The organism is Stenotrophomonas sp. TWI819, from assembly GCF_039673075.1.
Classification (GTDB): Bacteria; Pseudomonadota; Gammaproteobacteria; order Xanthomonadales; family Xanthomonadaceae; genus Stenotrophomonas; species Stenotrophomonas rhizophila_B.
The window spans coordinates 30,312-56,367 of the sequence record NZ_JBDJKY010000007.1; the positions used below are offsets into that span (position 1 = coordinate 30,312).

Below are 26,056 nucleotides of genomic sequence, written 5' to 3' on the forward strand. Positions count from 1 at the left end.
GGGACGGACCCGGACGTGGGGCGGCACGTGCGCGGCAACCGATCAGGCAGCAGACACCGCCCGAGCTTCTCGTCGACAAGGTGACGCATGGCGGCTGTCCCCGATTTTCCTGCCCGGTGTGTGATCTGGTTTGGGCAACCTCTCCCGCTTGAACGGGCCACCTTGGCTGCGGCCGGCTGGCAGGTGCGGGGCGTGGCCCCGGAACAATGCGCGGGCATCGGCATGCGCGGCAGCGACCAGGTCGTGGGCCTGCTGGACCTGCGCACCGTGGTCCCGGCCAACCTGGCCCATCTGCAGCAGCTACTGGTGGACCACCGTCACATGAGCCTGCTGGCCCTGCTGCCGGCCGCCCCACTGCGTCCCTCGCCGGTGCTGGATGCACTGCTCGCCGCCTGCGTGGATACCTACACCGCGCCGATCGATCTGCCGCGCGTCGTCCAACGCCTGCAGCAGTTGGCGGGTGCCGAGCCCCTGCCCGCCACCCACGGTACGCAGTCCCTGATCGGCGACAGCGCCGTGCTGCAGGTCACCCGCGCGGCAATCCGCAAGTACGCGCCGGTGGATCTGCCGGTGCTGATCACCGGCGAAACCGGCACCGGCAAGGAACTGGCCGCCCAGGCCCTGCACGCGCTGTCCGCACGTCATGCGCGTCCGTTCCTGGCGGTGAACTGCGGCGCGATCCCGGCAGCGCTGGTCCAGTCCGAGCTGTTCGGCCACGAGCGCGGCGCCTTTACCGGTGCAGCGACCCGTCGGCTGGGCCTGTTCGAATCGGCCAGTGGTGGGACCGTCTTCCTGGATGAGATCGGCGATCTGCCGCTGGATGCGCAGACCAATCTGCTGCGCGTGCTGCAGGAAGGGACCGTCGAGCGCGTCGGCAGCAACCGGCCGCTGGAAGTGGATGTGCGCGTGCTCGCGGCCACCCACGTGGATCTGGAGAAGGCGGTCGAACAAGGCCACTTCCGTCGCGACCTCTTTTATCGCCTCAATGTACTGCGCCTGCCACTGCCGCCGCTGCGCGAGCGCGGCAGCGACATCGCGTTGCTGGCCCACCATTTCCTCGCCAGCTTCCGGCACCGCCATGTCACCCGTGCGCGCGGATTCACCGCCGATGCGGTCCAGGCACTGGAGCGGTTCGGCTGGCCGGGCAATGTGCGCGAGCTGCTCAACCGGGTGCAGCGTGCGGCGATCGTCAGCGATGCCGAGCTCATCACCGCAGCGGACCTGGAATTGACGCAACCGCTGATGGCCACCGCCGAGCGCGGCCTGCAAGGCGCAAAGCAGGTGGCCGAACGCGAGACGTTGCTGCATGCGCTGCGCCAGGCGGATTTCAACATCACCGCCTGCGCCCGCCAGATGCAGGTCTCCCGGGTGACCGTCTACCGGCTCTGCCGCAAGCACCAACTGGCACTACCCGAACTGCGCTGACCCGCGGACCGTCGCGTAGAACCCGTGGACTGCGCGACCCTGCCGTTGGCTCACAAGCTATACGGCACCTTGAAGGCCAGGGTGAAGTCCGGTGCATCGGGGGTCAGGCCGATACCCAGCAGGCTCACCAACGTGGTCTTCTGGTTCAGCGCGTAGGTGATGCCCAGGTTGAGCGTAGCGGCGTTGGCATCACTGCCGATCACCTTGAGCCACTGTCCGTTCTTGTACCGCGTGGACGCGCGCGCGCTCAGCTTGTCGCTGAAGGAGATGCTCAGGCTGGTGCGCTCGTTGAACGCGAACGCCACGCCGGCACCGAAGTAATACGAACCGCCGAGCTTCACATCCCCCGGGTTGGTGGTGTCCGGGTTGGCGTCGATGTCATCGAAGCTGCGCGGGAAGGAATGGATGTAGCCGATGTTGGCGAACAGGATCGCCGGATCGGCCGTCTTCACCGCCGACAGGCCGACGTTGGCCTGCCAGACGCCATTGCCGGTGGGCTGCTGTTCGGGCACGGCGAAGCGGATGAAGTCATCGTCATCGCGTTCGAGCACCTTCCAGTCCAGCCCATACGGCGCACGCCCGGTCGGCGCGGTCGCGCCCACGGTCAGCACGGTTTCCGGCAGCCGCCCACGCTCGGCGAACAGCCGGTAGTTGGCGCTCACGCCAACGTCGCCGATACCATTGCCGGTCGTTTCCTCCTGCGCGATGGCGGCCGCAGAACCGCCGGCACCGCCCTTCTGGAACACCGTCTTGCGCGCCAGATACGGGACATCAAGATTCAAGGTCAGCCGTGGGCTGACGCCCCAGCGCGCGGCCAGGTTGTAGGTGAGCGTGTCCGACTCGACATTCTCGATGGCGATGTTGCCCAGGAAGATCGCGTCCAGCGCGAGGAAGCCGTTGAGGCTCAGCTGCTTGCGGTCATAGCGCGCATAGGACAGGCTGTTTTCGATGGTGAAGCGGCGGCTGAACAGCGCGGCCTGCTGCTGTTTGACGTCATCCACGCTGCGTCGCGATTCCTGTTTGGCCTGCTGCGCTTCGGCCGCCGAGCTGGCGTAACCGTCGGCGCTGGCCGGTGCTGCAGGCGTGCCAGCCGGCAAGGCCTGTTGCGGTGGAGGTGCGGCACCGGCGACCGGCGCGGTCTTGCCGGTCAGCCTTGCCTGCATCGCCTGCACCTGCATGTCCAGCTCGCGCAGGCGTCGCACTTCCTGCGCATAGTTGGCCTTGAGGCTTTCCAGCTGCGCCATCAGTGCCCTGACATCGGCCTCGTCATTGGGCGCAGGCTGTTGCGCCTGTGCCTGGGCGGACGCAGCCGCCATGAGTGCCAGCGCCGCCAGCGCCAGCGGTGTCGCGCGGATCATCGTGTGCATTGCCTTGGCCCACTGTTGTGTTGACGCTCCCCCCTGCCGGGCCGATGGATCACTGGCCCGGTCCCATGCCTACGCCGCGTACCAGCGTCATCGCCTGCGCCACGTTCTGGTTGAGCGGAACGTTGTTGGCCAGCGATTGCCTCACGAGGTCGATCTGCAGCCGGTTGGTGACCGACTGTCCATCACTGCCCAGCGCGATGCTCTGGCCGACGCTGCCATTGCGGATCCATTGCTGGACCGCACCGACACCCTCGATCTGCAACTGCACCTTGGCCGTGTTGCCTTCCAGCTGGGCCAGCGCGCTGACGCCGCCCTGCTGCACGCTGGCCAGGTTCACGCCTTCGCCGGTAGGCGTGGGTGCCACGCCATCGCGTACGGTGAGCTGGGTGGCGTTGCTGGCCAGGTTGCCGTCACCGGCCACCTGGATGCTCTGACTGAGGCCGGCCACGTTCTGCAGCCCGGTGGAATCCACGCTGCGCCCGGGTGTCACCGGCAGCGGCGCATCAGCGGCGGTCACGCTCACGCTCGGTGCGAAGCTGATCTTCGGTGTGCTGCCGCCGTGGCTGAAGTCCATGCCCAGCTTCAGCGCGCTCTGTGCGGACTGCCCACCGGAGGTCTGCCATTGCGAGACCATGGTGACGCCGAACCACGCCACGGTGTTGCCACCGACGGTGTAGCGCCCCCGCATGAGATTCAATTCCGGATCGGGGATTTCGCTCAACCCCTTGCCGGGTCGGCTCTCGTCGGCATGCGCCGGCGCGGTGCCCAGCAGGGCGAGCAACATAATGCCGGGCGTCCAGGTTGCGATGTTCATGGTGCCTCCTTAAAACAGATCGGCATGGGTGAATCCGAAATCGACCAGTTCCGCGTCGGTGATCGGCCCCTGCCTGGCATACAGCGAACGGGCACTCGGCCGTTCGCCGGGCTGCAGCAGTGCCGTGTTGCGATCGAAGTCACTGCCGATCACGACAAACACGGCGCGCGACGGCCACGCCTGAAGAAATTCGCTGACGGGAATGCTGCGGTTGCCCAGGATCGGGTCGGCCACATCCACCACATCGCCACGGACCTGTTTGAGGACCACGAAGTGGCGGAAGCCCCGCACATCCATCAGCACCAGCCCGGGCACGCGCAGTGAGCGCAGGCGCTCTTCATTGACGCGGTAGCCGCGTCCACGCATGCCCATCGATTCGACGTAACGCTTGATGTCCAGCAGCGAGAAACCGCGCTGGTGGACCAGTTGTGGATCCGAGACCCCCATCATCCCTTCGATCACCGTGCTCTCATCTGCCTCCAAGTGGTAGGCATAGCGCAGGATCGTGGCCAGGGCAGCTGCGCCACAGCTGTAATCGGTGTGTTGCCGTACGACATTGCGGAAGCGCCGTTCCTGCATGCTTTCCACACGCTGGGTGAGCACCGCCCCGTTGGGCAGTACGCCACTGAAGCCGACATCGCCGGCGCGTACGCTGCCCATCGGCATCATCAGCATCGACAGTGTCCACACCAGCATCCACGTGCGCATACGACTGGACATGTAGTACTCCGGCTCAGGAAGGAGCCCCTGCCCCAAGGGGGAGAAGGGACAGGGGCTCCCGGGGAGCCCGGTCATTGGCGGATGACCGGGTTTGTTGCGCTCAACGCGTACTGCTTGCGAAAACGGACAGACTTACTGTTCCGGACCGCCGCCACCACCGCCGCCGGTGGAGGGCTGCGCAACCGCCAGGGCCAGACTGTTGGCCTGCAGGTTGCCGGTACCGGAGGCCACGTTCACCCCGATGTTGCCGGAGGCGCCGGAGAACGCACTGCCGGACAATGCCGCGGTGTTGGTGGCATCCACGTTCACCCAGCGGGTGGTGGAGACGGTGCCGCTCAGGCTCGCGTAGAGGTCGGCGATGCCCAGTTCAACGAACTGGCTGGTGCCGCGCTCTTCGGTGTCGAACGCAATGCCGCCTACGCCCGGACGATTCGGGTTGGCCGTGGCATTCTGGATATCGCTATCCATGTCGATATGACCGGTTTCGCTGCCGCTCGGGTGATCCAGCGCGCCACTCCAGGTATCCAGGTAGTAGTTGTCTTTCTGGTAGGCACTACCCGAACCGCTGTAACGGCCCGCACCGACGGCCAACGTGGCACCGGCAACGCGACCGCTCAGGTTCACGTCCACGGTGTCGGTCATCGACTGCAGGTAGCCGGCGTTGCTGACGGTGTTGCCGGAGGACACCTGGTTGGAGCTGATGCTCGAGGTTGCATAGGCGCTGGTGGCGACCGAGGCGGCGAGCGCGTTCTTCTGCTCGTTGTTGTTGCCCGAGGCGACGTTGGCGCCGATGTTGCCGGACGCACCGCTGAAGGCATTGCCACCCAGGCCCGCGGCGTTGGTCACGCCCGAATTGATGGTGGTGTTGCCACCGCCGTACTGGTTGACGAAGACCTCCGCATCGGCCATGCCGAAGCTGAAGGACGCATCGGCCGCGGACAGCGACGCGGCGTTGTCCTGCGCGTTGTTGTCACCGGCGGCGACGTTGAAGCCCAGGTTGCCGGAGGCATCGGCACCGACGTCATCGGCGATCGAGGCGCTGTTGGTCACCAGGGTGTTGCCGGCCAGATTGTTGGTGACCGACTGGCGGTTGTCGATGATGGCGATGGCGGCCGAGTCGATATCGATCGAGCCGGTGATTTCCGGATCACCCGAGAAGCTGATGTCCGAGCTCAGGCGCAGGTCTTTCTCGATGTTCACGTCAACGCCGTGGTTGTTCTTTTCCTGGCGTTCGTCGGCCTGGATGTTGCTGGTCTTGTTGACGTTCTCGGTGACGTTGCGGTTGCTGGTCACGTCGCGGTTGCTGGTGACGTTGGTGTTGCTCGTCACGTTGTCGTTGATGGTGGTGTTGGTGGTGCTGTTGTTGTTGCGGGTGTTGTTCCAGGTCCGGTTCCAGGTGCGCGAATCGGTATCGGTGTTGGTGGTGGTATTGGTTTCGGTGTTCGTATCGGTGTTGGTGTTGGTGCGCGTTTCAGCCACGTTGTGCAGGTGGTTGATGTTGGCGCTCTGGTTCTGGTTGTCGCGGTCATTGCCCCAGCCATTGGCGCCGGCGGAGGCGGATGCAGCGGCGACGGCGATGGCCAGTACGGTCCGTTTCATGTTGGTGTTCATGGTGCCCTCTCTCTCATCACAGACAATCGGGTGGATGTGACTACTCACGGGGTGGACTGCACCGAAATGCTCAGTTGGTTTGCGGTGGCGTTGCCGGATCCCGCGATCTGATTGAGTTGCAGGACGCCGTCGAATCCCTGCAGTGCGGAGGCTTCGACCGCCACCCTGCGAGTTCCGGCCGACCGACCGCTGTTGACGGCCCCCTGCCCCCCTGCTGACGCGAGTGCGCCCGACGCGGCCAAAGCCTCGTCGTTCGTTTCGCGTATGCCCTGTTGCGCCAGCGTGGCAGTGACGACGTTGAGCGTCGCGTTGCCGTTGCCGCTGGCCTGGTTGATCGATGCCACGCCTCGGGCGCCGTTGAGTGCCTGGCCGCCGAGCGTGGCGCTGGCGTCCATGGCGGTGTCGCTGAGGCTGAGGTTGTTGGACTGCTGCTGGCGCGCATCCACGGTGATGCTGGCGTTGCGGCCGTTGGCGATGCCCATCAGGTTGGCCTGCTGGTTGAGATCACCGGCGACCATGTTGACGGTCATGGCGCCGTCGGCGCCGGCCAGGGTGCGGCCGTCGATGCGGCTCTGATTGAGGTAGGAGAGCATCGCGGCGTAGTCGTTGGCCTGCTGTGCGTGTGCGGCCACCGGGGCGAGCAGCAGGCCGGTCAGCAGTGCAGTGCGCAGGACGGTGTTCATTTGCCGGGTCCGCCTGCAGGCTGGCCGAGCGGGAACTGGGCAAGTGCGCCGCGGACCTGGTCGCCGATGCCGCGGGTGGCGTTGCCGACCGCGCCCATGGGGCCGCCGATGGTGTTGCTGAGCTGGCCGCTGGAGAGCATGCCGCTGTCGGTGACCTTGCCGAGGGTGCCGCTGACCGTGTGGCCGGTGACACGCTCGATGGTGGTGGCGCTGCGCGGGATGCCGGCGCCGGTGTTGGAACCGAGCGAGGCGTAGTCATCGTCGCTGAGTTCGTCCATGCCGGTGGAGGTACCGAGGGCCTGGCCGATTTCGCGCCGCGGCGAGGGGTCGGCGATCAGCGCCATGCCGGGCGGTGCCGGACGGTAAGCCGGCCGTGCGGAGACGTCACGCAGGAGGACGATTTCGCCGGGCTGGGGTTTGACGCCCTGGCGTGCGCCGGAGGCGTTGGCGGCCGCCGGCACGATGAGTGCAACGGCGAGCAGCCAGAGTGTGGTGTGTCGTGTGCGGTGTGCGGCAACGCTGTCCATGGCGACCTCCGATTACATGCGAGGGGTTGGAGCAGCATTCGTGCCAAGTTCCGGATGCCTGTGTTTCCGGGGTTTTCGTGGGAGTCGGGTTAATGGCGCGCAACATTGCTGTTACAGCAACGTTGGTGTCCGAGGCAATGAATAGGGTGATGCGGTGATCACGTGGTGCTGACAGGCAAGCGTGGTGCGGGTGTATCAGGGGTGTTACACCGGGTGATACAGGGGTTTACGGTGCGGGTTCAGGGTGGTTTCCTGGCGACCGTAGCGCTTCACTTACTGGCGGAGGCGGCCGGTGCGCCGAGCGCTGGGCCACGCCACGCTTGCCGGCGAATGTCCCCCGGCGCCGGCCTGCGTCCGTCCCCTCCTCCTTGATTTCGCCCACAAGCGCAGCGCGGCCCATCGTGTCCAGTCACTGGCGCCTCACGGCAACCGGTTTGCAGTACGCCTACCACCGCGCACGAGCCCCGAAGCGGCCGGTAGGCGCCTGGGCAAAATCAAGGAGGAGGCCGTCGCCGCCAGGCGGCGGCCGGGGGACATTTGCCGAGGGGCCTGCCGGTCGCTTCGGGGCGTAACGCTCGCGACGACCCCAAGCCGAAAAAAAGACCGGCTCTCGCCGGTCTTTGGGTGCTGCGTTCGTGCCTGCATCAGGACGTTCGTTCTTCGCCCTCATCCACGCCGAGGTTGGTGGATGGGTTGTCGTAGATCTCGCGGTCGAGCAGGCCGGTTTCTTTGGCGACGATGACCGGGACCAGCATCTGGCCGGTGACGTTGGTCATGGTGCGCATCATGTCCAGGATGCGGTCGATGGCGTAGAGGTAACCGATGGTTTCCAGCGGCAGGTTCGCGGCGCTGAGCACGACGGTGGCCATGACCACCGCGGTGCCGGGGACGCCGGCGGTGCCGAAGCTGCCGAGGACCGAGGCGATCAGGACCACGATGTACTGCTCGGGGGTGAGCGGCACGCCGGTGTACTGGGCGATGAAGACCGCGCACAGGGCGGGATAGATCGCGCCGCAGCCGTCCATCTTGATGCTGGCGCCGAGGGGAACGGCGAAGGAGGCGTAGTCCTTGTTGACGCCCAGGTTGTGGGTGATCGAGCGCATCGCCGCGGGCATGGCCGCAAAGCTGGAGGAGCTGACGAAGGCGACCTGCATGCCGGGGGCGGCGCCGCGGAAGAACTTGAGCGGGTTCAGGCCGTGCATGAGCAGCAGGCTGCCGTAGACCACGACGATGTGCACGGCGCAGGCGATGTACAGGGCGAGGACGAAGTTGCCGAGCGGCAGCAGCTTTTCAAAGCCGTAGCTGCCGACCAGGCCGGCGATCAGGCCGAAGGTGCCCAGCGGGGTGATCTCCAGCACGAAGCGGGTCACCTGGATCATGATCTCGCTCATCTGCCCGGTCAGCTTGCGCGCTTCGCTGACCTTGTCGCCGAGCTTGACCATCGCAAAACCGAGCAGGCCGGCGAAGAAGATCACCGGCAGGATCGAGCCGCGCCCGGCGGCCAGGACGGTTTCACCGGCGCTGTTGATGCGGGTACCGATGCCGGTCAACGCGTAGAACACGTTGGAGGGCACGACATCCATCAGCACCTTGATCACGCTGGGCACTTCGCGCGGGGTGTAGCCGTGGTCCATGCTGAGACTGAGCGCGCCGCTGCCGGGCTGCATGACGGTGCCGACGCCAAGGCCCACGCAGACCGCCAGGGCGGCGGTGATGATGAACCACAGGAAGGTGCGCCCGCCCAGGGCCGCCACGGACTTCTGCCCGTGCAGCGAGGAGATGGCATTGATCACGGCGAAGAACACCAGCGGCACCGCGATCATCTTGATCAGGGTGACGTAGAGATCGCCCAGCGGGCCGAACCAGGTTTCAGCCGCGGGCCCGAGCAGCCAGCCGGCCAAGGCACCCAGCACGAAGCCGCCCAGGACCCGTTGCCAGAAGGGGATCCGCAGCCAGGCAGAGACCAGCTTCATGCGCGTTCCAGAGATGATTTGACAGCTAGGCACCTTAGCCCAAGCGGGGCGCTGGAACGAGGCGTACACGGAAAATCAGCGTGTCATCGGCGTGCCTTGCGGCGTTCTGCATAATGAACGCCCGTTTCACATGCGAGATTTGCCCGTCCATGTCCCGTTTCACGCCTCTGGTGGCCGCCGTCACCACCCTGCTGCTCGGCGCCTGCGCCAGTACCGCTCCCTCCTCCAGCGCCGCTGTTGGCGCGGTCCAGGTCGATGTGCCGGCCATTGCCCACCCCGCCGGGGAGACCCCGCAGTGGTGGTACCGCAGCGGCGCGGCGCGTGCAGCCAGCACCGGGGCCATGGACGGCAAGGCCAAAAACGTCATCCTGTTCCTGGGCGATGGCATGAGCCTGACCACGGTGGCGGCGGCGCGCATCTTCGAAGGCCAGCGCAATGGCCGCCCGGGCGAGGAAAACCTGCTGTCCTGGGAGCAGTTCCCGGCCACGGCGTTCAGCAAGACCTACAACACCGATTCGCAGACGCCGGATTCGGCCGGCACGATGACGGCGATCACCACCGGCGTGAAGACGCACATGGGCGCGATCGGCGTCAGCGCGGGCACCCGCAACGACTGCGCCGACAGCCTGAACAAGGGGCTGCTGACCTGGCTGCAGTTGGCTGACAGCGCCGGCATGGCGACCGGCGTGGTCTCCACCGCACGCCTGACCCATGCCACCCCGGCGGCGACCTACGCCCACTCGCCGGAGCGCAACTGGGAAAACGATACCGACGTGCCGGAAGAGGCGAAGGCCGCCGGCTGCCGCGATATCGCCCAGCAGCTGTTGTCGACCTCGCGCTTCGGGCGCGGCCCGCTGGTCGCCCTCGGCGGTGGTCGTGGTGAATTCACCACGGTTGAAGAACGCGATCCGGAATACGACGACAAGGTCGGCCAGCGCCTGGACGGGCGCAGCCTGGTGACCGAGTGGCAGCAGGCGCACCCGCAGGGTGCCTACGTGTGGAATGCCAAACAGTTGCAGGCCGCGTCGAAGGCACCGGCCATCCTGGGCCTGTTCGAACCGGACCACATGCGTTACGAGGCCGAGCGCAAGGACGATCCGGCCGGTGAGCCGAGCCTGGCCGAGCTGACCCAGGCGGCGATCGCCAACCTGTCGCGCCACCAGGAAGGCTATGTGCTGATGGTGGAAGGCGCGCGCATCGATCACGCCAACCACAGCGGCAACGCCTACCGCGCACTGACCGATACGGTGGCGATGTCCGATGCGGTGCGCGCGGCCGTCGAGGCGACCTCCGACCAGGACACCCTGATCATCGTCACCGCCGACCATTCGCACACGCTGAACTTCGTCGGTTACCCGGCACGTGGCAACCCGATCCTGGGCAAGGTCAAGGACAAGGGCGGCGAAGACGGGGCCGGCAAGCTGGACCTGGCCCGCGATGGCCTGGGCCTGCCCTACACCACCCTGACCTACGCCAACGGCCCGGGCTACACCGGTGCCACCAACCAGCAGCCGGTCGGCCCGAAGCAGTACCCGCACAACCCGAGCAGCTTCGATCCGAGCACCGGCCGGCCGGACCTGACCGCGGTGGATACCGAGCATCCTGATTACATGCAGGAAGCGCTGGTACCCGCCAAGAGCGAATCGCATGGCGGCGAAGACGTCGGCATCTGGGCACGTGGCCCGGGCAGCAAGGCCGTGCGCGGCACGATGGAGCAGAACGCGATCTACCACATGATCGTGCAGGCCACACCGCGCCTGCGTCAGCGCCTGTGCGATGCCGGCACCTGCGACGCCAAGGGCGTGCCGGTCGAGCTGCCCAAGCCGACCGCGTTCGAGCGCCCGGCCGGCGACAGCAAGTAATGCGTGGGCTTCTTCGCCACGCAACCAACAGGGGCCGCCTCGCGCGGCCCCTGTTGCTGGTGGCCGGTCTGCTTGGCTCCGGCATGGCCTGGGGCGCCGGCACCGCGTGCACCGCCTTCACCGAGGAAGACGGCCTGCAGCCCTTGGCCGGGTGCCAGTGGCTCAACGGCCGTCTTGCGCTTGAGACCAACGCGTTGGCGTCGCTGTCCTACGATCAGGACGGGCTGGCAGCGGTCTACGCTGGCGGTGGATTCCACTATGTCCGTGCCGATGGCCGTCAACTGCCGGTGATCACCTTCGACAACGGCCCGGATTACGTCGTGGAAGGCTTGGTGCGCGGCCGCGTGGGCGCGCGCATCGGCTATTTCGATACGCAGCTGCGCCAGGCGTTCCCGGGCACGTTCGATTTCGGCTGGGCGTTCGATGACGGGGTCGCCCGGGTCTGCCAAGGCTGCCGGCCAGGCACGCCGGATGATCATGGCCACACCGCGATGGTCGGTGGCACCTGGTATCGCATCGATCGGCAGGGGCGTCCGGCGATGGATGCCGACGCGCCGTGATCCCCGCGCGTGGCATCGTCGCCACGCAGCACCGATACTGCCGGTCTGCCTGAGATCGCACTGCCCATGACGTCCCTGCTGCCGCCACCGCCCTCTGTCGTCCACCCCGTGCTGGTGGGCTTCAGCGGCGGGCTCGATTCCACCGTCCTGCTGCATTGGCTGGCCACCTCGGCGGCCCAGCGCACCGCCGGCCTGCGCGCCGTGCATATCCACCATGGCCTGCAGGAGCAGGCCGATGCATGGACCGTGCACTGCACGCAGGTCTGCGCACGCTGGAACATTGCGCTGCGGGTGATCCGCGTGCAGGTACCCCGTCACCAGGGCCAGGGGCTGGAAGCTGCCGCGCGGCATGCCCGGCGCGACGCATTCGCTTCACAGCTGTTGCCTGGCGAGCGGCTGGCACTGGCCCATCACCGCGAGGACCAGGCCGAGACCTTCCTGCTGCGGGCGTTGCGCGGCTCCGGCGTGGATGGGCTGGCGTCCATGCAGGTCACCAGCGCATTCGGCGCCGGCACCGTGTGGCGGCCGTTGCTGGAGGTTCCGCGCAGCGCCCTGCGCGCACATGCGCAGGCCGAAGGTCTGGAGTGGATCGAAGACCCCAGCAACGCGAGCGATGACGCCGACCGTAATTTCCTGCGCCTGCACGTGCTGCCGCAACTGCGTCAGCGTTGGCCACAGGCCGACGCTGCATTCGCGCGCAGCGCGGCATTGTCCGCACAGTCCCAGCATCTGCTCGACAGTGCCGACCGCGACGCGCTGGAACGCTGCAGCGTCGGCCCCGGCGTGATCGACTGCGCGCGCCTGATGCGCCAACCGGTCGAGCGGCGCGCGCGGTTGCTGCGCCATTGGGTGCGCGGCAGCGGACTGCCGCCACTGCCGGCCGCCGGGGTCGAGGCGGTCGAACGCGAACTGCTCCCGGCCGCGCACCATGCCGACGCGCAGTTTGCCTGGCAGGGTGCCCGCATCCGCCGCTGGCGCGGGCAGCTTCACCTGCTCTCGGCCAGTCTGGCGCTGCCGGCCGACTGGAGCGTGCACTGGGATGGCCGTGCGCCGCTTGCGCTGCCCGATGGCGGCGAGCTGCGCCTGCTCGGCACCACCGACGGTTTCGATACGCCCGTGCAGATCCGCGCCCGTCGCGGCGGCGAGCGCATCCAGCTGCCGGGGCGCACGCATTCCCACGCACTCAAGGATCTGCTGCAGCAGCAGGGCTTGCCACCGTGGCAGCGCCGTCAGCTGCCACTGCTGTTCGATGAAGACACGCTGCTGGCCGCGGGTGACCGGGTGATCGGTGCGGCACTGCAGCCGTGGCTGCTGGCCCATCATGCGCAGTTGCAGTGGACCCCGGGCGCGGCGTGAATTGACCCCGCCGGGCCAGCGGCCCACACTTGTCGCATGGCAAAAAAGTCCCCCAATGAAACCTCCCCGGTCGCCCACTTCGAGCAGTCGCTGGAAGAACTGGAGCAACTGGTGGAGAAGATGGAAACCGGCGAAATGAGCCTGGAACAATCGCTCAGCGCCTACGAACGTGGCGTCGGTCTGTACCGCCAGTGCCAGCAGGCGCTGGAACAGGCCGAACTGCGCGTGCGCCTGCTCAGCGATCCGGCCCAGCCCGAGACCGCCGAACCCTTCGACCCGCCCCAGCCATGACGGTTGAGGCCACGTTCGCGCGGTGGCGCGACCGGATCGAACACCAGCTCGACGCCCGCCTGCCCTCACCCTCCGACGCCCCGCGTGGTCTGCATCAGGCGATGCGCTATGCGGTGCTGGGTGGTGGCAAACGGATGCGACCGCTGCTGGTGTATGCCAGCGGCCGGATCTTCACCGCTGACGAGAGCGCGCTGGATGCGCCTGCGATGGCGGTGGAGCTGATCCATGCGTACTCGCTGGTGCACGACGATCTGCCGGCGATGGACGATGACGCCCTGCGGCGCGGCCGCCCGACCACGCATATCGCGTTCGATGAAGCCACCGCGATCCTCGCCGGTGATGCCCTGCAGACGCGTGCGTTCAGCCTGCTGGCCGATGCGGCTCTGCCGGCGCAGCTGCGCGTGGATTGCCTGCAGACCCTGGCGCACGCCTCCGGCGCTGCCGGCATGTGCGGCGGCCAGGCATTGGATATCGACGCTACTGGCCATCAGCAGCCGTTGCAGGATCTTGAACGCATGCATGCGCTCAAGACCGGCGCGCTGATCCGCGCTGCGGTGCGCATGGGCGCGCTGTGTGGGCAGGCGCCCGCGGCTGATCTGGCGACGCTGGATACGGTTGCCTCCGCGCTGGGCCTGGCCTTCCAGGTGCGCGATGACATCCTCGATGTCGAAGCCAGTTCCGAACAGCTCGGCAAGACCGCCGGCAAGGACGAGGCGCAGGCCAAGTCGACCTTCCCGGCGCTGCTGGGCATGGACGGCGCCAAGGCGCATCTGCGCACCCTGACCGAGCAGATGTTCGACGGTCTGGCCGGCTATGGCGAGGCGGCCGATGCCCTGCGTGCGCTGGCCAGGCTGGCGGTTGAGCGGGATCACTGAGCGATCACGCAGGCCGCCACGCATGGCGTGGCCCTACAACGCCAGGACACAAAAAAACGCCCGGGAATCCCGGGCGTTTTTTCGTTCCAGCGCTGCGGATCGATTACTTGATCAGGCGCAGGGCGAACGGGTAGCGGTAGGCTTCGCCGTTGTTGGCCTTGACCGCTGCAATGATGCAGAAGATCACGTTGAGCAGGCCGACGATCGGGGCCAGCAGGCCACCGATGATGACGATGGTCAGCACGATGCAGATCAGCATGGCGATGGTGATCGTGATCTGGAAGTTCAGCGCTTCCTTGGCCTGATCGGTGACGAAGCTCTTGCTGCTGTCGTCCTTGTTGATCAGCCAGATGATCAGCGGGCCGAGGAACCAGGTGAAGATACCCAGCAGGTGGGCCACCAGGGCCATGGTGCGCTGTTCGGCCGGGGCCGGTGCGCTCACCGGCGGCGGCGGGGTGGTGACGTTGTCGAAATCGCTCACGTGAAACTCCTTGTTCGAGGTAATGGGTAGTGCACGCGGCAGGCTCCCCGCCTGCCAGGGCAGCCCCCATAGAATACGTCAATCGTTACCGGCAACGGTCATTCGTCCTACAAGGATCGAGCCGGTATGCACGTGCGAACGCGTGTCGATGTCGGTGCCCACCGCTTCGATGCTGGCGAACATGTCCTTGAGGTTGCCGGCGATGGTGATGCCATCGACCGGGTAACTGATCTCGCCGTTCTCCACGCGGAAGCCGCCGGCGCCGCGCGAGTAGTCGCCGGTGACACTGTTGACGCCTTGCCCCATCAGTTCGGTGACCAGCAGTCCGTTGCCCATCTGCCGGGCAATGGAGACCAGATCACCTGCGTTGGCGGTGACCTTGAGGTTGTGCACGCCACCGGCGTTGGCGGTGGTCGGCAGGCCGAGCTTGCGCGCCGAGTAGCTGCCGAGGACGTAACGCTCCAGCACGCCATCGCGGATCAGCGCCGAATTGCGCGTGGCCACGCCATCGCCATCGAAAGCGGCCGAGCGCAGCCCACGGCGCAGCAGCGGCAGCTCTTCGATGCCGAACCAGTCCGGGAACAGGCGCGTGCCGACGCTGTCGAGCAGGAAGCTGGCGCGACGGTACAGCGCGCCGCCGGACACGGCACCGAGCAGATGGCCGATCAGCGAGCGGGCCACCTCCGGCGAATACAGCACCGGCATCTGCGCCGTGGTCATCGAGCGCGGGTCCAGCCGGGCGACGGTGCGCTCGGCGGCACGGCGGCCGATCGACGCGGCATCGTCCAGATCTTCGCGGGCCAGCGCGCTGCTGTACCAGCCGTCGCGCTGCATGCCATCGCCCTGCCCGGCGATCAGCGCACAGCCGATCGAGTGGTGGCTGCTGCGCTCGCGGCCGATGAAACCATGCGAGTTGGCATACACCGACAGGCTCTGCGCGGTCGCCGCCGAGGCACCGTCGGAATTGCTGATGCGGGTGTCGGCCTCGCGACCCGCCGCTTCGCAGGCCAGCGCCAGATCCAGCGCCGCATCGGCGCTGAGCTCCCAGGGGTGCCAGCCGTCCAGATCCGGGAACTCACGGGCCATCAGCGCCGCCTCGGCCAGCCCGGCGGCCTCGTCGTCCTCGGTGTGGCGGGCGATCGCGCAGGCCTGGGCCACGGTCGACTCCAGGCTGCTCTCGCGCAGGTCAGCGGTGCTGGCGCTGCCCTTGCGCTGGCCGAAGTAGACGGTCACGGCGATGCCGCGGTCACGGGTGGACTCGACCGTTTCGACCTCGCCCAGGCGCACGTTCACATCCAGGCCGCGCTCATCGCTGCAGCTGACTTCGGCCTGGGTGGCGCCCAGGGCCTTGGCCCGCTCCAGAAGGCGCTGGGAGATGTCGGCCAGCTGCTCCAGGCGCTGCAGGCTGTCGTCGGCCGGGGAGACTTCAGGGGAGATCACGTTCAATGCTTTATCCTGTACAGGTGAGTGCCCGGCGCGACGCCGGCACAGTTTACGGATGTGGAAATAAGACGATGCGCGGACGCGACGAAGAAACCGGTGAATTCCTTGATATCAGCCGCAGCCAGAACCGCCGGGCTGCGCTGGACGTGCTGGCCCTGGGCGAGAAGCTGGTCTCGCTGACCGCGGCCCAGCTGGCGCGCCTGCCGGTGCCCGAAGATCTGCTGCCGCACATCGCCGAGGCCAAGCGCATCACCGCGCATATCGCCCACAAGCGCCAGCTGGCGTTCCTGGCCAAGCACATGCGCCGCGAAGACGACGCCGTGCTGGATGCGATCCGCGATGCGCTGGATGCCAACAGCGAGACCTCGCGCCGTGAAGTGGCGACCATGCACCGCGTGGAAGACTGGCGCGAGCGCCTGCTCAAGGACGGCGACAAGGCACTGGGCGCGCTGCTGGACGAGTACCCGCATGCCGACCGCCAGCAGCTGCGTACGCTGGTCCGCAATGCCCAGGCCGAAAAAGCCAAGAACAAGCCGCCGCGCGCCTACCGCGAGATCTTCCAGCTGCTGCGTGCGCTGCTGCTGCCGGCCGCGCTCGGCCTGGAAGGCGTGAATGCCGCCGCCGAAGACGCGCTGGACGACGCGGTCGACACGGACAGCGACAGCGACGAGAACGCCGAGGACTGAGTCCCGGCGCTCACGCGGCGGCGCCAGCACTCCGCTGGCGGCCGCGTGATCAGGCAGCGCAGGCGATTGCATCCCGGCTCAGGCCTGGGTGCCGCCCACGGTGATGCCATCGATCAGCAGGGACGGCTGGCCCACGCCGACCGGCACGCTCTGGCCATCCTTGCCGCAGATGCCCACGCCCTCGTCCAGGGCCAGATCGTTGCCGATCATGCGCACTTTCTGCATGGTTTCCGGCCCGTTGCCGATCAGGGTGGCGCCCTTCACCGGCGCGGTGATTTTTCCGTCTTCGATCAGATAGGCCTCGGTGGCCGAGAACACGTACTTGCCGCTGGTGATATCAACCTGGCCACCACCGAAGTTGACCGCGTACAGGCCACGCTTGACCGAGCGGATCATCTCTTCCGGATCGTGCTGGCCGGCGCGCATGTAGGTGTTGGTCATGCGCGGCATGGTCATGTGCGCAAATGATTCACGGCGGCCGTTACCCGTGGGGGCCACGCCCATCAGGCGCGCATTGAGCGAATCCTGCATGTAGCCGACCAGGATGCCGTCCTCTATCAGCGTGGTGCACTGGGTCGGGTGGCCTTCGTCATCGATGTTCAGCGAGCCGCGGCGTCCGTCCAGGGTGCCGTCATCGACGATGGTCACGCCCGGTGCGGCCACGCGCTCGCCGATCCGGCCGGCGTAGACGCTGGTGCCCTTGCGGTTGAAGTCGCCTTCCAGGCCGTGACCGACCGCTTCGTGCAGCAGCACGCCGGGCCAGCCCGGGCCCAGCACCACGGTCATCACCCCGGCCGGGGCCGGAATCGCCTCCAGGTTCACCAGCGCCTGGCGCAGGGCCTCGCGGGCGAAACCTTCCGGGCGTCCCTCGGCGAACAGGTCTTCATAGCTGTAGCGACCGCCGCCGCCGGAGTAACCGGACTCGCGCCGGCCGTGCTGCTCGACGATCACCTGCACGTTCAAGCGCACCAGCGGGCGGATGTCGGCCGCAAGCACGCCATCGCTGCGCGCGATCAATACCGTGTCCACGCCGCCGGACAGGCTGACCATCACCTGCTGCACGCGCGGGTCGGCGGCGCGCAGGTAGCGGTCCAGTCGCTTGAGCATCTCGACCTTGGCCTCGTTGCCCATGCCATCGATGGGGTCCAGTGCCGGGTACAGCGCGCGGCCACTGCCACGCACCAGCGAGCGGGCCGACTGCGCCCCACCCTCGCGGGAGATGGCGCGGGCCGAGTTGGCCGCGGCCAGCAGCGCGTCGCTGTGGATGTCGTCGGAGTAGGCGAAACCGGTCTTCTCACCGGCGATGGCGCGCACGCCCACGCCCTGCTCGATCGAATGCGCCCCGTCCTTGACGATGCCGTCCTCCACGCTCCAGCTCTCGCGGCGCGCGTGCTGGAAATAGAGATCCCCGAAATCGATGCCCGGGCCCAACAGGGTGCCGAACGTGCGTTCCAGACCGTTCGCATCCAGCCCGGCGGGCAGCAGCAGTCGGTCGGTGGCCAGCGAAAGTGCGTTGTTGTTCATGCTCTTTGATCTGTGGGCGCCGGGCGCAATCGCAACCCGGGCGCGGGAAAGGGATCAGCGCGCCGGTGCGGCCGGGGCCGGCTTGGGCGCTGCGTCGCGGTCGATCACATCGACCTTGGGTTCGGCCCAGGGGCCGGTCACGCGATAGGTTTTGGCGCCGATCTCGCCCAGCGGCTTGGACAGCACCGCATTGGCGGCCGCGCCGACCGCCGCCCCCACCGGGCCGCCGGCCACCGCGCCAACCACGGTCAGCAGATTGCCCGCGCGCGGATTGACGTCGATGGTCTGGTCGAAACGCTGCTGGCGCAGGTCGGTCTTGCCACGGATGGTGATGTTCGCCGCCGGGCCTTCGATCAGGACCTTGTCGGTGGTGGCCATGCCGTCGCCGAACGCCACGCTGCCCTCGACCTGGTTGAAGGCGAAGCCTTTGGAGAAGAAGTCGCGGAAATCGAACATCAACCGGCGCGGCAGCTGGGTCACGCTGAGCAGACCGAGCACGCGCCCGGCACCGGGTTCGAGTTCCAGCAACTGGCCGTTGCGGGCCTGCACATCGAGCTGGCCCTGCAGCGCACCGAGCTGGAAGTCGGATGGGCCGCCCTGCCAGCCGGCTGTCATGGTCAGCTGGCCCTGGCCGCCACGCAGCTGGCCGCCATAGTCCAGATTCTGCATCAGCCCGCCGAGGTCCTCGCTCTTGACCTGCACGTTGAATTGACTGCGCGCGGCCTCGCCCATGCCCATCCAGCGGCCATTGACGTCGATTTCCTGTTTGGGCGCGCGGAACTGCAGCTGATCCACGCTCAGGCCGTTGGCCATGGGCCGCGTGCGCAATACCGCCTGGCCCAGCTTGGCCTTGCCGAACTGCAGGTCGTCGATATCCAGCGACAGCGGTGGGATCTTGGCCGGATTGGTGTCATTGGCACTGGCCTGGACCCGCGCCGGCAGGGCCACGTCCGGCGGCAGCAGGATCGGGGCGCCATCGCTGGGCGGCTTCACCGGCGTCGGCAGCGATTGCCAGTGGACGCGGCTGAGCTTGCCGACGATGGTGCCGCCGTCGGCATTGGGCACGCTCAGGCTGCCCGCCAGCGAGGGGCCGTCCATGCGCACGTCCACGCTGTTGCCGGTCGGGCGCAGTTGCAGCCGGGTCTGCGGGAAGACACCGCCGGCGAGCAGCAGCTGGCCGACCTGCACGTCCACCTGCCGCAGCGGCATCGGGTCCTTGCCGTCGCCACCGTCCGGCGAGCGGGCCAGCGCGATCCACTCCAGCGCATCCAGCGAGCCGCTGCGACCGTTCACGACCAGCCCGCTGGCCGGCGGATCGCGATCCACGCGGTCGCTGCCGAGGGTGACCTGTACGCCGGTCTGGTTGTCATGCGTGCGCGCGGCCAAGGCCAGGCGCTGGCCGAAGGCGACATCCACACGGCCGCTGCCCATCGGCAGCTGTGCGGTGACGTCCGTCGCCAACGGCGTAGCGGCGGGCTTGTCCAGCGGCGCCGGCAGTTCCAGCGTGGTGCCGACCAGATCCGAATGCAGCTTGAGCACCGTCGGCGGTTCGACCTTGCTGCCGGCGGCGACCTTGGGCAAGGTCACCCCGATGGTCCAGCGCGAGGTGCCCTGGATGTAAGGCTTGAGCCAGTTCAATTCCGGGGCGCGGTCCAGCAGGGCCCCCGCCTCCAGCGAGGCGGTCAGTTCGGATTCGAAGGCCTGCTGCGGATCGCGCACGAACTCGCCGGCGCGCAGGCTGAGCAGCCCGTCCTGGCCCTGGTGACGTACCGCCAGGCGCTCCGCATCGAAGCCGCCATGGCCATAACGGGCCTTGCCGCGCATGTTCTCGAAGAGCAGGTCGAAGCGCTTCTCGGTGAGCGTCGCGCCATTGAGATCGACCGTGCCCTGCAGGTGACCGCCGCCTTCGTCGTGGTGCAGCGGCTGCAGCAGATCGAAGCTGACGGCTGCGGGTCCTTTCGCGGTGAGGTTGGTCAAGGTCTCGCCATAGGTGGCCTGCAGCGGGCTCTGCTTGAGCATGGCCAGCAGGGCACCCGCATCGCTGCGGCTGGTCGCCTTGACGTACAGCGCAGTCACGCCGAAATCCGGAATGCCGGCGTCGAAGTGGTCCACCGCGACGCCCGCGAGATCGCCTTTACCGTGCAGTTCAAAGCCCGGCCCGATGAAGGCGATGTCCGCATCCACCTTGTCCATCGCCGGCCAGTCGTGCTGGAAGCGGATGCTGCCGCTGTCAATGTGCCCGGTCGCTTCGAAGCGCCCATTGTTCTTGTCGAACGGCCAGTCTTCCAGATCACCGGTCACCAGGCCCACGCCATCGCGCACCTGCCCGGAGACCAGCGCGGCATCCAGCCAATCGGTGGCGGCCTTGCTCATCTTGGAATGGATCCAGAAACGCTTGGCGGCGGTCATCGGCACATCGTCGATCTTGGCCGCCAACTCCAGCCACGGGCGCGTGCCGTTGTTCTGGAACCAGATGCCGCCGCGCACATCGGCCGCGTAATCGGTGCCCTGTACGCGCAGCGCCGGGGTGCCGATCCGCCAGCCACCGGCCTCGTCGCGCCAGCCCACCAGCTGGCCGGCCAGACGCACGTCGTGGCGCTCGCCAAAGCCGCTCGGCCAATCAAAATGCATTACCTGCTGCGGCTGCAGATCCAGGGTGAAGCCATCGGCATCGCCGTTGAAGCGCCCGCCCACACCGCTGAGCCCGGGCGAATGGCCGACGGCAGCAAAGCGGATGTCTTCCAGATCCCCTTCCACAGAGAGCGGCCCGCCCTGCTCGCCGGCCACGCGCACGCGGGTCATGCGCACCTGCGGTGCGGCCTCGTGCAGCCACTCGCGCAGGTCGGGATCGATCCGGTCGGTCAGCGCCAGGCCGCGCAGCAGCGCGGTGGCATCGATGTTGTCGCCGGCCAGCGCGAAGTGCTGCCCGCCGGCCAGCAGCAGCCCATCCAGTTGCTGGGTGCTGCCTTCCATGCCGATCCGCAGGCGTGGCGCATCAGCGCGCCAGCCACCCTGCACCCAGCGCCAGCGCGCGCGCAGCTCCAGCGTGTCCAGCGCCAGCTGCGGGTGGGTGCCGTCAGCAAGTTTGACGCCGCGCACCTGGACATTCTGGAGATCCGCATCGGTGGTCACCATCACCACCCGGTGATCGCGCAGATCCACCCAGGCATTGAACTCGCCGGTGCCCTGCTGCAGCCCGATGCCGCCGAACTGCAGCAGCGAGGACCACGCCCGGAAATCGGCCGGGTCGGCCGAGAACCAGGCCTGACCATCGCCACGCTTGCGCTCGAACTCCAGCACCGCCGTCAGCGGTTGTGCGGCCGGGTCGGCCCAGGCCCGCGCGCCGACGCGCAGGCGCTGGCCATTGACGCGCAGGCGCAGGTCGATCCGCGGCAGATCGGCCTTCACGCCCAGCGAGGGGGCATCGACGCTCAAGCGCCCACCGATCACCTGCAGTTCGCCCAAGCGGCGCAGTGTTTCCAGCGGGTCACCCGCACTGGGCTGCGGCAGGCCCTGCACGGACCAGCGGCCATCGTCTGCCCGCTGCAGCACCAATGCCAGACCCCGCAACCGCAGCTCGGTCAGCGAGTGGCCCGGCAGCAGGCCGGCATACATGGACACCAGCACTTCGGCCTCGCCGATGCGCAGGCCCTGCCCTTCACCGATGCGCAGCCCTTTGAGCTGCAGCAGCGGGCCGCGCCGGGTCCAGGCGGTCTCCAGCGCATCGAAGCGCACCGGCTGACCGGCGCGCGCGCTCAACCAGGCCGCCACCCTGTCCGGGTGACGCTCAGCCAGCGGCAGCAGCTGGCTGGCAGTGCCGACCAGCAGGGCCACGCCCACGAGCAGGATCGCCACCGCATACACAGCATGGCGGCGGATCCGGCGCAGGCGCAGGCGCAGCGGTGTGCTCATCGGAACGTGGGACTGCCGGACCGGCCGCGATCAGAGCAGCACGACATCGAACTGCTCCTGCAGGTACTGCTCATCGGCCTGGAAGCGGATGCTCTTGCCGAGGAACTCCTCCAGTTCGGCCACCGCCGTGGATTCCTCGTCGGTGATGCGCGCGACCACCTTGGAGGAGGCGATCACCAGCAGGCGCGCCGCATCGAACTGACGGACCGCGCGGGTGATCTCGCGGAAGATCTCGTAGGTGACGGTTTCGGCGGTCTTGATCGAGCCACGGCCACTGCACTCCGGGCACGGCTCGGAGAGCTGGCGCTCCAGGCTTTCCACGGTGCGCTTGCGGGTCATCTCGACCAGGCCCAGCGGCGAGAAGTCGTAGACGGTGGTCTTGGCGTGGTCGCGGGCCAACGCCTTCTCCAACGTGCGCAGTACCTGGCGGCGGTGCTCGGCATCGTCCATGTCGATGAAGTCGATGATGATGATGCCGCCCAGGTTGCGCAGCCGCAGCTGGCGCGCCACCGCCTGCGCGGCCTCCAGATTGGTGCGGAACACGGTCTCTTCGAGGTTGCGCTGGCCCAGGAACGAACCGGTGTTCACATCGATCGTGGTCATCGCCTCGGTCTGGTCGATCACCAGATAGCCGCCCGACTTCAGCGGGACCTGCTTGTCCAGCGCGCGGCCGATCTCGTCCTCGACCCCGAACATGTCGAAGATCGGGCGATCACCGCTGTACAGCTCCAGCTTCTCGGCCAGCACCGGCATGTACTTGGCCACGAACGCCTGCAACTGGTTGAAGGTCTCCTTGGAATCGACCTTGACCTTGTCCACGTCCTTGCGGATCAGATCGCGCACCGAGCGCAGCGGCAGGCTCAGGTCTTCATAGATCACGCTGAGCGGGGCGGCATCGCGGCCACGGCGCTCCACCACGTTCCAGACCCGCGACAGGTAGGCCACGTCTTCGGCGATCGCCTCGGCCGGCTGGCCTTCGGCATTGGTGCGCACGATGTAGCCGTAGCCCCCGTGCTGGGCCGACAGTTCGGTCACCAGGGTCTTCAGGCGGGCGCGCTCGGCCTCGTCCTCGATCCGCGCCGACACGCCCACCACCTTGGACTGCGGCAGCAGCACCATGTAACGCGAGGGAATGCTGATCTGGGTGGTCAGGCGGGCGCCCTTGGTCCCGATCGGGTCCTTGACCACCTGCACCACGATGTCCTGGCCGTCGCGCAGCAGCTCGACAATCGGCACCGAGGACGGCGGCGGCAACGTGGTGCCTTCGGTATCCGGGCTGGCCACCGGCGCCGGGCGGATCACATCGTTGGCGTGCAGGAACGCCGCGCGTTCCAGCCCCACCTCCACGAAGGCCGCCTGCATGCCCGGCATGACCCGCTGCACCTTGCCCTTGTAGATGTTGCCGACCACGCCGCGGCGCCAGCCACGTTCAATGTGCAGTTCCTGCAGCATGCCATTTTCGATGACGGCGACGCGGGTTTCCCGCGGGGTGACATTGACCAGGATTTCTTCAGACATGGGCGACTCCCTTCAGTTCGAACGTCTGCAGCAACTGCTCGGTCTGTTGCAGGGGCAAACCCATCACACCCGAATAGCTTCCCGCCAGATGGCGGATATATCGTTCAGCGCCCCCCTGGATCGCGTAGGCACCGGCTTTGTCCATCGGCTCGCCGCTGGCCACGTAGGCCGCGATCCGATCGTCATCGATCGCCGCGAACGTCACCTCCGAGACCACCAGCACGCCCTGCTCCCGGCCCGCAGCGACCAGCGCCACGGCGGTCATCACCTGGTGGGTGCGCCCGGACAGGGTGCGCAGCATCGCGCAGGCGTCGGCGGCATCCACCGGCTTGCCGAACACGCGCCCGTCGAGCACCACTTCGGTGTCCGAACCCAGCACGACCGCCTCCGGGTCCTCCGCGACCAGGGCCAGCCCGGCGCGCGCTTTGTCGGCGGCGACCCGCTGCACGTAATCGGCCGCCGATTCGTCGGCGGCACGGTGTTCGGGCACGTCGAGATCGAGCGCCCGGAACGGTCGGTCCAGGCGCGCAAGCAGTTCGTTCCGTCGGGGGGATCGAGAGGCAAGATAAAGCATCGAGGAAGCATAACCTGTGCCTACTGTCTGAATCGCGAGCAACACGCTCGAATCGTGATCAACCCCATCAAACCTCACCACGCGTTCATCGCCCCGACACCAACCTCAACGTCTTCACAAGGAGATGTACATGCGCCGCCCGTCCCTGTCCCCGTTGCTGCTCGCTCTGTCCCTTGCCCTGGGAGCGTCGATGACCGCCCACGCCCAATCCCTGCCCGCCATCGCCGCACCGGCTGACGGCACCCTGCTCAACATCTCGGCCAATGCCGACGCCAAGCGCGTGCCGGATGTGGCCACGCTCTCGGCCGGCGTGGTCACCCAGGCCGTGGACGGCAACAGCGCCATGCGCCAGAACGCCGAGCAGATGACCAAGGTGCTCGCCGCGATCAAGGCTGCCGGCATCGCCGAGCGCGACGTGCAGACCAGCGGCGTCAACCTGAGCCCGCAGTACCGCTACGCCGACAACGAAGCGCCGAAGATCACCGGCTATCAGGCCAGCAACACGGTCAGCCTGAAGGTGCGCGACATCGCCAAGCTCGGCAAGGTGCTCGACGTGCTGGCCGCGCAGGGCGCCAACCAGATCAACGGCCCGCAGTTCGAGATCGACCAGCCCGAGCCGGTCTATGACGAGGCTCGCCTGGCTGCGCTGAAGAAGGCGCAGGCGCGTGCCGAGACCTACGCCAAGGCGCTGGGTCTGCGCGTGCGCCGGATCGTGAGCATCTCCGAGGGCAGTGGCGGCAACGTCCGCCCGATGATGATGATGCGCGCGGCCGCCGCGCCGATGTCCGCCGACGAATCCACCCCGGTATCGCCCGGCGAATCGACCGTGTCGGTCAACCTGGACGTGGTGTTCGATCTGGGCCGCTGATCCGCGCCCCGGTCAGTCCTCCATGACGGCGCCGAAAGGCGCCGTCATGCTGTGCGCTTCCCGATGCTGACTGCCAGCCAACTCCCCACCCGGCTCCTGACTTCCGGCCCACGCCGCGCTCGGGTATTGCTGTCATTGCGCGGCCCCGTCTGACCCCATGCGCCGCGCAGGCACGTTGATGTTCCCGCACATCTGGCAAGGAAAGTGGAGCATGGTCCGTACGCCGTCCCCGGTTGTCCCGCTGCATCTCGACGCCTCCCGCGTGCTCGGGTGGAGCACCGCCATCGCTGTCCACGCGCTGGCCCTGATGCTGTTGTTGATCCCCGCCACCCAGCCGCTGATCAAGGCACCGCGCGAACGCCTTCAGGTGAGGTGGGTGCTTCCGCCACCGCCACCGATGGATCTGACCCCTCGCCATCCGGACCCGGTGCCGCCCCGGACCGTGCCGGTGAACACGCAACGCGTGCCGTCACCGCTGCCGCCCCCGACCGCCACCTTCGATGATGCACCGGCGGTGGCACCACTACCGGCCAGCGAGACCGCCGCACCGTCACTGGCGTCGGCCCCCGCAGCACCCGCACCGGCCGCCGGTGCACAGCTCCAGTACCGCAGCGCACCTCCACCGCCGTATCCGGTCGCAGCGATCCGCCTCGGCCAGCAGGGAACCGTGCTGCTGCGCATCCGGGTCGATACGGAGGGCAACCCGCTGTCGGTGAGCATCGAGAAGAGCAGCGGCTCGCGGGTGCTTGACCAGGCGGCCCGCCAGCAGGTCCTGCGCCGCTGGCGCTTCGTGCCGGCCATCGTTGATGGGCAGACCGTTGCGGCCGATGGCCTGGTGCCCATCGATTTTACGTTGCCGCGCTGAGTGATCCGGGAGCCCCGTGACGGGGCTCCCCATTCACACAATGAGACGCGCAGCTTCTTTCCCCAATTAAGCAATTTTTCACTCTTGCGTCACCTGCAGCAAACCTAGATTGGCGCCGTTG

The 26,056-nt window shown here is 67.6% G+C and carries 22 protein-coding genes; 9 read left to right on the forward strand and 13 right to left on the reverse strand.

The window, feature by feature from the left end:
• Positions 1–87 precede the first annotated feature (87 nt).
• Positions 88–1,425, forward strand: a complete 1,338-nt coding sequence (locus ABE463_RS11140; protein ID WP_346468212.1) for a sigma-54 dependent transcriptional regulator — start codon at positions 88–90, stop codon at positions 1,423–1,425.
• 50 nt (positions 1,426–1,475) lie between these two features.
• Here the strand turns inward: ABE463_RS11140 and ABE463_RS11145 are convergent, their stop codons facing one another.
• The 7 genes from ABE463_RS11145 to ABE463_RS11175 all read right to left on the reverse strand — a co-directional run bounded on the left by ABE463_RS11145 (position 1,476) and on the right by ABE463_RS11175 (position 9,120).
• Complete coding sequence (locus ABE463_RS11145) at positions 1,476–2,792, reverse strand: hypothetical protein (protein WP_123730598.1); 1,317 nt, start codon at positions 2,790–2,792, stop codon at positions 1,476–1,478.
• 49 nt (positions 2,793–2,841) lie between these two features.
• Positions 2,842–3,606, reverse strand: coding sequence for a hypothetical protein (locus ABE463_RS11150; RefSeq protein WP_346468213.1), 765 nt, complete (start codon positions 3,604–3,606; stop codon positions 2,842–2,844).
• A gap of 9 nt (positions 3,607–3,615) precedes the next feature.
• Positions 3,616–4,302, reverse strand: coding sequence for a C39 family peptidase (locus tag ABE463_RS11155; protein ID WP_260232283.1), 687 nt, complete (start codon positions 4,300–4,302; stop codon positions 3,616–3,618).
• Positions 4,303–4,458: 156 nt separating this feature from the next.
• Positions 4,459–5,925, reverse strand: a complete 1,467-nt coding sequence (locus tag ABE463_RS11160; RefSeq protein WP_259259601.1) for an adhesin — start codon at positions 5,923–5,925, stop codon at positions 4,459–4,461.
• Positions 5,926–5,981: 56 nt separating this feature from the next.
• Positions 5,982–6,620 carry a hypothetical protein gene (locus ABE463_RS11165; protein ID WP_346468214.1) on the reverse strand — a complete coding sequence of 213 codons (639 nt, stop codon included), beginning with the start codon at positions 6,618–6,620 and terminating at the stop codon, positions 5,982–5,984.
• Positions 6,617–7,147 (reverse strand): hypothetical protein, encoded by a 531-nt coding sequence (locus tag ABE463_RS11170; RefSeq protein ID WP_123730593.1) that lies wholly within the window; start codon positions 7,145–7,147, stop codon positions 6,617–6,619. The genes ABE463_RS11165 and ABE463_RS11170 overlap by 4 nt, the downstream gene beginning before the upstream one ends.
• Before the next feature lie 644 nt (positions 7,148–7,791).
• Entirely contained in the window at positions 7,792–9,120 is a 1,329-nt protein-coding gene (locus tag ABE463_RS11175) for a dicarboxylate/amino acid:cation symporter (RefSeq protein ID WP_259259599.1), read from the reverse strand.
• 149 nt (positions 9,121–9,269) lie between these two features.
• Here ABE463_RS11175 and ABE463_RS11180 point away from each other — a divergent pair, with 149 nt between their 5' ends.
• The 5 genes from ABE463_RS11180 (at position 9,270) to ABE463_RS11200 (ending at position 14,064) form a co-directional block, all read left to right on the forward strand.
• A complete protein-coding gene (locus ABE463_RS11180; RefSeq protein WP_346468215.1) occupies positions 9,270–10,982 on the forward strand; it encodes an alkaline phosphatase in 1,713 nt (570 codons plus the stop codon).
• On the forward strand, positions 10,982–11,542 hold the full coding sequence (locus tag ABE463_RS11185; RefSeq protein WP_346468216.1) for a WG repeat-containing protein: 561 nt from the start codon (positions 10,982–10,984) through the stop codon (positions 11,540–11,542). Before ABE463_RS11180 ends, ABE463_RS11185 begins: the two co-directional genes overlap by 1 nt.
• Positions 11,543–11,608: 66 nt before the next feature.
• Positions 11,609–12,898: a tRNA lysidine(34) synthetase TilS gene (gene tilS / locus ABE463_RS11190; RefSeq protein ID WP_346468217.1), complete on the forward strand. Its 1,290-nt coding sequence runs from the start codon at positions 11,609–11,611 to the stop codon at positions 12,896–12,898.
• A 36-nt stretch (positions 12,899–12,934) separates the two neighbouring features.
• Complete coding sequence (locus ABE463_RS11195) at positions 12,935–13,189, forward strand: exodeoxyribonuclease VII small subunit (RefSeq protein WP_123730589.1); 255 nt, start codon at positions 12,935–12,937, stop codon at positions 13,187–13,189.
• On the forward strand, positions 13,186–14,064 hold the full coding sequence (locus ABE463_RS11200) for a farnesyl diphosphate synthase (RefSeq protein ID WP_259259593.1): 879 nt from the start codon (positions 13,186–13,188) through the stop codon (positions 14,062–14,064). Before ABE463_RS11195 ends, ABE463_RS11200 begins: the two co-directional genes overlap by 4 nt.
• Positions 14,065–14,167: 103 nt before the next feature.
• Here ABE463_RS11200 and ABE463_RS11205 read toward each other — a convergent pair whose 3' ends face one another.
• The gene (locus ABE463_RS11205) at positions 14,168–14,545 is read right to left on the reverse strand and encodes a DUF4870 domain-containing protein (protein WP_088434456.1); all 378 of its coding nucleotides are present in this window, start codon (positions 14,543–14,545) and stop codon (positions 14,168–14,170) included.
• A gap of 78 nt (positions 14,546–14,623) precedes the next feature.
• Positions 14,624–15,991 carry a metalloprotease PmbA gene (pmbA, locus tag ABE463_RS11210; protein ID WP_346468218.1) on the reverse strand — a complete coding sequence of 456 codons (1,368 nt, stop codon included), beginning with the start codon at positions 15,989–15,991 and terminating at the stop codon, positions 14,624–14,626.
• 68 nt (positions 15,992–16,059) lie between these two features.
• Between pmbA and yjgA the strand changes: the two genes are divergently transcribed.
• Positions 16,060–16,674 (forward strand): ribosome biogenesis factor YjgA, encoded by a 615-nt coding sequence (yjgA, locus tag ABE463_RS11215; RefSeq protein ID WP_346468219.1) that lies wholly within the window; start codon positions 16,060–16,062, stop codon positions 16,672–16,674.
• 78 nt (positions 16,675–16,752) lie between these two features.
• Here yjgA and tldD read toward each other — a convergent pair whose 3' ends face one another.
• From tldD to ABE463_RS11235, 4 genes are read right to left on the reverse strand one after another with little or no spacing between them, the layout of a single operon-like run.
• Positions 16,753–18,198, reverse strand: coding sequence for a metalloprotease TldD (gene tldD / locus ABE463_RS11220; protein WP_259259590.1), 1,446 nt, complete (start codon positions 18,196–18,198; stop codon positions 16,753–16,755).
• A 54-nt stretch (positions 18,199–18,252) separates the two neighbouring features.
• The gene (locus ABE463_RS11225; RefSeq protein WP_346468220.1) at positions 18,253–22,110 is read right to left on the reverse strand and encodes a YhdP family protein; all 3,858 of its coding nucleotides are present in this window, start codon (positions 22,108–22,110) and stop codon (positions 18,253–18,255) included.
• A 30-nt stretch (positions 22,111–22,140) separates the two neighbouring features.
• Positions 22,141–23,628, reverse strand: a complete 1,488-nt coding sequence (gene rng, locus ABE463_RS11230) for a ribonuclease G (RefSeq protein ID WP_259259588.1) — start codon at positions 23,626–23,628, stop codon at positions 22,141–22,143.
• The gene (locus ABE463_RS11235) at positions 23,621–24,202 is read right to left on the reverse strand and encodes a Maf-like protein (protein ID WP_346468327.1); all 582 of its coding nucleotides are present in this window, start codon (positions 24,200–24,202) and stop codon (positions 23,621–23,623) included. The genes rng and ABE463_RS11235 overlap by 8 nt, the downstream gene beginning before the upstream one ends.
• 130 nt (positions 24,203–24,332) lie before the next feature.
• Between ABE463_RS11235 and ABE463_RS11240 the strand changes: the two genes are divergently transcribed.
• Together ABE463_RS11240 and ABE463_RS11245 are read left to right on the forward strand one after the other, a co-directional pair.
• Positions 24,333–25,070, forward strand: coding sequence for an SIMPL domain-containing protein (locus tag ABE463_RS11240; protein ID WP_259259587.1), 738 nt, complete (start codon positions 24,333–24,335; stop codon positions 25,068–25,070).
• A 211-nt stretch (positions 25,071–25,281) separates the two neighbouring features.
• Positions 25,282–25,935 carry a TonB family protein gene (locus ABE463_RS11245; RefSeq protein WP_346468221.1) on the forward strand — a complete coding sequence of 218 codons (654 nt, stop codon included), beginning with the start codon at positions 25,282–25,284 and terminating at the stop codon, positions 25,933–25,935.
• The last annotated feature ends 121 nt before the right edge of the window (positions 25,936–26,056 follow it).

What these genes read in the sequence shown, in the direction of transcription:
- ABE463_RS11140 (WP_346468212.1), top strand. Translation starts at nt 88, where the DNA reads ATGGCGGCTGTCCCCGATTTTCCTGCCCGGTGTGTGATCTGGTTTGGG.
- ABE463_RS11145 (WP_123730598.1), bottom strand. Translation starts at nt 2,792, where the DNA reads ATGCACACGATGATCCGCGCGACACCGCTGGCGCTGGCGGCGCTGGCA.
- ABE463_RS11150 (WP_346468213.1), bottom strand. Translation starts at nt 3,606, where the DNA reads ATGAACATCGCAACCTGGACGCCCGGCATTATGTTGCTCGCCCTGCTG.
- ABE463_RS11155 (WP_260232283.1), bottom strand. Translation starts at nt 4,302, where the DNA reads ATGCTGGTGTGGACACTGTCGATGCTGATGATGCCGATGGGCAGCGTA.
- ABE463_RS11160 (WP_259259601.1), bottom strand. Translation starts at nt 5,925, where the DNA reads ATGAAACGGACCGTACTGGCCATCGCCGTCGCCGCTGCATCCGCCTCC.
- ABE463_RS11165 (WP_346468214.1), bottom strand. Translation starts at nt 6,620, where the DNA reads ATGAACACCGTCCTGCGCACTGCACTGCTGACCGGCCTGCTGCTCGCC.
- ABE463_RS11170 (WP_123730593.1), bottom strand. Translation starts at nt 7,147, where the DNA reads ATGGACAGCGTTGCCGCACACCGCACACGACACACCACACTCTGGCTG.
- ABE463_RS11175 (WP_259259599.1), bottom strand. Translation starts at nt 9,120, where the DNA reads ATGAAGCTGGTCTCTGCCTGGCTGCGGATCCCCTTCTGGCAACGGGTC.
- ABE463_RS11180 (WP_346468215.1), top strand. Translation starts at nt 9,270, where the DNA reads ATGTCCCGTTTCACGCCTCTGGTGGCCGCCGTCACCACCCTGCTGCTC.
- ABE463_RS11185 (WP_346468216.1), top strand. Translation starts at nt 10,982, where the DNA reads ATGCGTGGGCTTCTTCGCCACGCAACCAACAGGGGCCGCCTCGCGCGG.
- tilS (WP_346468217.1), top strand. Translation starts at nt 11,609, where the DNA reads ATGACGTCCCTGCTGCCGCCACCGCCCTCTGTCGTCCACCCCGTGCTG.
- ABE463_RS11195 (WP_123730589.1), top strand. Translation starts at nt 12,935, where the DNA reads ATGGCAAAAAAGTCCCCCAATGAAACCTCCCCGGTCGCCCACTTCGAG.
- ABE463_RS11200 (WP_259259593.1), top strand. Translation starts at nt 13,186, where the DNA reads ATGACGGTTGAGGCCACGTTCGCGCGGTGGCGCGACCGGATCGAACAC.
- yjgA (WP_346468219.1), top strand. Translation starts at nt 16,060, where the DNA reads ATGCGCGGACGCGACGAAGAAACCGGTGAATTCCTTGATATCAGCCGC.
- tldD (WP_259259590.1), bottom strand. Translation starts at nt 18,198, where the DNA reads ATGAACAACAACGCACTTTCGCTGGCCACCGACCGACTGCTGCTGCCC.
- ABE463_RS11225 (WP_346468220.1), bottom strand. Translation starts at nt 22,110, where the DNA reads ATGAGCACACCGCTGCGCCTGCGCCTGCGCCGGATCCGCCGCCATGCT.
- rng (WP_259259588.1), bottom strand. Translation starts at nt 23,628, where the DNA reads ATGTCTGAAGAAATCCTGGTCAATGTCACCCCGCGGGAAACCCGCGTC.
- ABE463_RS11235 (WP_346468327.1), bottom strand. Translation starts at nt 24,202, where the DNA reads ATGCTTTATCTTGCCTCTCGATCCCCCCGACGGAACGAACTGCTTGCG.
- ABE463_RS11240 (WP_259259587.1), top strand. Translation starts at nt 24,333, where the DNA reads ATGCGCCGCCCGTCCCTGTCCCCGTTGCTGCTCGCTCTGTCCCTTGCC.
- ABE463_RS11245 (WP_346468221.1), top strand. Translation starts at nt 25,282, where the DNA reads ATGGTCCGTACGCCGTCCCCGGTTGTCCCGCTGCATCTCGACGCCTCC.